This window comes from Mesorhizobium sp. M2A.F.Ca.ET.037.01.1.1 (assembly GCF_003998075.1).
Classification (GTDB): domain Bacteria; phylum Pseudomonadota; class Alphaproteobacteria; order Rhizobiales; family Rhizobiaceae; genus Mesorhizobium.
In genome coordinates, this window is the sequence record NZ_RZSA01000928.1 from 1 (window position 1) to 2,567 (window position 2,567).

The 2,567-nt window shown below is 65.3% G+C and carries 5 protein-coding genes; 1 reads left to right on the forward strand and 4 read right to left on the reverse strand.

Features of this window, described 5'->3' with window-relative positions:
* Nucleotides 1–52: 52 nt before the first annotated feature.
* From EOA27_RS31440 to EOA27_RS31450, 3 genes are all read right to left on the reverse strand, one after another.
* Nucleotides 53–505 carry a hypothetical protein gene (locus tag EOA27_RS31440; protein ID WP_126078210.1) on the reverse strand — a complete coding sequence of 151 codons (453 nt, stop codon included), beginning with the start codon at nucleotides 503–505 and terminating at the stop codon, nucleotides 53–55.
* Between the two features lie 110 nt (nucleotides 506–615).
* Nucleotides 616–978 (reverse strand): DoxX family protein, encoded by a 363-nt coding sequence (locus EOA27_RS31445; RefSeq protein ID WP_126078211.1) that lies wholly within the window; start codon nucleotides 976–978, stop codon nucleotides 616–618.
* A gap of 31 nt (nucleotides 979–1,009) precedes the next feature.
* A complete protein-coding gene (locus EOA27_RS31450) occupies nucleotides 1,010–1,432 on the reverse strand; it encodes a VOC family protein (protein WP_126078212.1) in 423 nt (140 codons plus the stop codon).
* Between the two features lie 182 nt (nucleotides 1,433–1,614).
* Here EOA27_RS31450 and EOA27_RS31455 point away from each other — a divergent pair, with 182 nt between their 5' ends.
* Entirely contained in the window at nucleotides 1,615–2,370 is a 756-nt protein-coding gene (locus EOA27_RS31455) for a helix-turn-helix domain-containing protein (protein ID WP_126078213.1), read from the forward strand.
* Nucleotides 2,371–2,385: 15 nt separating this feature from the next.
* On the opposite strand, the gene rlmJ is transcribed toward EOA27_RS31455, so the two are convergent.
* A partial coding sequence (gene rlmJ, locus EOA27_RS31460; RefSeq protein ID WP_127258105.1) for a 23S rRNA (adenine(2030)-N(6))-methyltransferase RlmJ occupies nucleotides 2,386–2,567 on the reverse strand: 182 nt, incomplete at its 5' end.

The window sequence follows — 2,567 nt, forward strand, 5'->3', positions numbered from 1 at the left end:
GGCCGCCGCGAAGGCAAGCAGCGTCGTGATATCCATGCCCGTCAGCGCCGCCTCAGCGCAGCACGCGGCAGCGGCCGTTATAGACCAGCCAGCGGTCGAAGCCCAAGACGCAGAACTCGACATTGTCGCCGATCGAGGCAAAGCCCTGGCCTTCCTCGATCAGATAGAAGATCGAGCGGTCGTGGCCGTCCGACAGGTTGACGGTGGCGCGGCAATAATGGCGGCCGATCGGCCATTCCTCGCTCGCCGGCTCGTAGCGATGCTGGCGGATGTCGCGGAAATCGGTGATCGCGACGTCCGGCAGATGCGGCACGTGATGCACCTGGTAGGAGAAGCGGTCGGTGATCTTGTTCAGCACCCAGCTTTCGCCGCAGACGCTGCCATCGTCGCCGCTGTAGACCGAAAGGTCGGCGGCCTGCGCCGCCTGGGTGAAGCCCAGCGGAGCGGCAAAGGGAGTGGACAGCGCAACCAGCGCGGCAAGAGCGGAATGGGCGAAGCGAGTCATGACAGCCTCTCGAGGTCGGTTGCACGCACTGTGCGGATTCGCTTGGCGGCGGTCAAGCGGTCGCGAAAACAATGGTTTCCGCAAAGCTTCGTTGCGGATTTGCCGGTTGATCAGTAAGTGCCGGCAAGCAGCAGCCCGCCGATGACGGCAATGTTGATCAGGAAGGCGTTGCGCAGCACCTGGCGCTCCGGCTCCGCGCTAGCCCAGAAACGCAGCAGCATGAGGTTCGTCGCCAGTGTGAAGATGGCCAGAGCGACGGCGGCAAACAGCCGTGCCACGCCAACGGCGAGCAGCGAGCCCGCGATGATCTCGACCGTCGAACCGGCGGCCAGCATCAGCGCCGGAGCCGGAAATTTCTGCGCGGCCAGATAGTCGCGCATCGCCCCGAATTTGAGGAAATGCTCGATGCCGGCGAAGACGAACACGCCGCCGATGAGGAGAGCGCCGAGCGCTTGAACGATTTGAACGAGCATGGCGATCTCCTCTCGACGTGCGTGGCTCCGTTCACTCCTCGGGGATGAAGGCTGGGTTGTAGACGACCTCCCACAGATGATCGTCGGGATCCTGGAAATAGCCGGCATAGCCGCCCCAGAAGGTCTTCTGCGCCGGCTTGACCACGCGCGCGCCGGCCTTGACGGCCTCAGCCATCACCGCGTCGACCTCAGCCTCGCTGCCGACATTGTGGCCGATGGTCAATTCGGTCGGGCTGCGGCCGCTTTGCGGCACGGTGGCATCCCAGGCGATGCTGGCGCGCTCGTAGATGGCGAATTTCAGGCCGCCGGCGAGATCGAAGAAGGCGACGGCGCCATGCTCGAATTCGCGGCCGATGATGCCCTCGGTCGGCAGGCCGAGGCCGTCGCGATAGAATTTGAGGGAGACCTCCAGATCGTCGACGCCGAGCGTCAATACGGTGATGCGAGCTTTCATTTCTCTCACTCCTTTCTATATCCGTGACCACAGTCGCAAACGGATGCGGTCCGATGCGAGCGCGTGAAGCGCCGTGAAGTTCCGTCCGTTTTGCCATGGATGACGCGGCCGGCATTGAACATTTCGGCCAAAATGACCGTCACACCGATCCGGCAACCCCGCTGGAGCAGATCGGAGAGGAGATGGAACCGGTCCTGGCACAGACCACCGGCTTTTTTCGGGAGCGGCCTGCCGCCGGCAGGCTGGCCGATGCCTTCTCCGCTGTCTGGGTCCATCGCATGGACGAGCGGGCCGTTCCCCCTATCGTCATCACGCCGGACGCGACGATCGACCTGCAATGGATCGATGGCCGCTTCCGTATCGCCGGCCCGGACAAGGAGCCGCAGATCGAGCAGCCTGCCGCTGGGGTGGTGATCGTGGGCTTCCGCTTCCGGCCAGGCGCGGCGGCGGGCTGGCTCGGCGTGCCGGCCGGCGAAATCGTCGGCGGACGGCTTGATCTCGGCGAGCTGTGGAGCACGCGCAGCCGCGAGCTTTCAGACCGGATCAGAGCGACGCCCAACCTCGCCGATCTGGTTCGGCGCCTGGAGGAGACGATCGGCGCGCACACGGAAGGACGCGCTGTGCTCGACCCTCAGATGGGCCGGGCTTTCGAGGTCATACACGAAGGTTTGCCGCCGGAAACGCCGCTGGTTCCGTTCCTGCAACGCCAGTTGCATATGAGCGAGCGGACGCTGCGCCGGCGTTTCGAGGACGCTTTCGGCTATGGTCCGAAGACGCTCGACCGCATCCTGCGCTTCCACCGGTTCCGGCGCATGCAGCGGCAGCAGGGCGAAGCCTCGACCGCGCTGCTCGCGATCGAGGCGGGCTATGCCGACCAGGCGCATCTGATCCGCGAAAGCCGGCGGCTGACCGGCGTGACGCCCTCGGCGTTGGCTTGAGCGAACGCAGGCGCCCTACTCGCCCGCCAGCCAATCAGAACTCCAGCGCGACGGCTGCCGGACGGCGAGCACCTTATGGAGGGCGGGCAACAGGACCTTCAATTCGCCTTCCAGCGTGTAGGGCGGATTGACCACCACCAGCCCGCTGCCGTCGAGGCTGGCCTCATCCGAGGCGGGCCGTATCTCGAAGGCGATGT

What these genes read in the sequence shown, in the direction of transcription:
- EOA27_RS31440 (WP_126078210.1), bottom strand. Translation starts at nt 505, where the DNA reads ATGACTCGCTTCGCCCATTCCGCTCTTGCCGCGCTGGTTGCGCTGTCC.
- EOA27_RS31445 (WP_126078211.1), bottom strand. Translation starts at nt 978, where the DNA reads ATGCTCGTTCAAATCGTTCAAGCGCTCGGCGCTCTCCTCATCGGCGGC.
- EOA27_RS31450 (WP_126078212.1), bottom strand. Translation starts at nt 1,432, where the DNA reads ATGAAAGCTCGCATCACCGTATTGACGCTCGGCGTCGACGATCTGGAG.
- EOA27_RS31455 (WP_126078213.1), top strand. Translation starts at nt 1,615, where the DNA reads ATGGAACCGGTCCTGGCACAGACCACCGGCTTTTTTCGGGAGCGGCCT.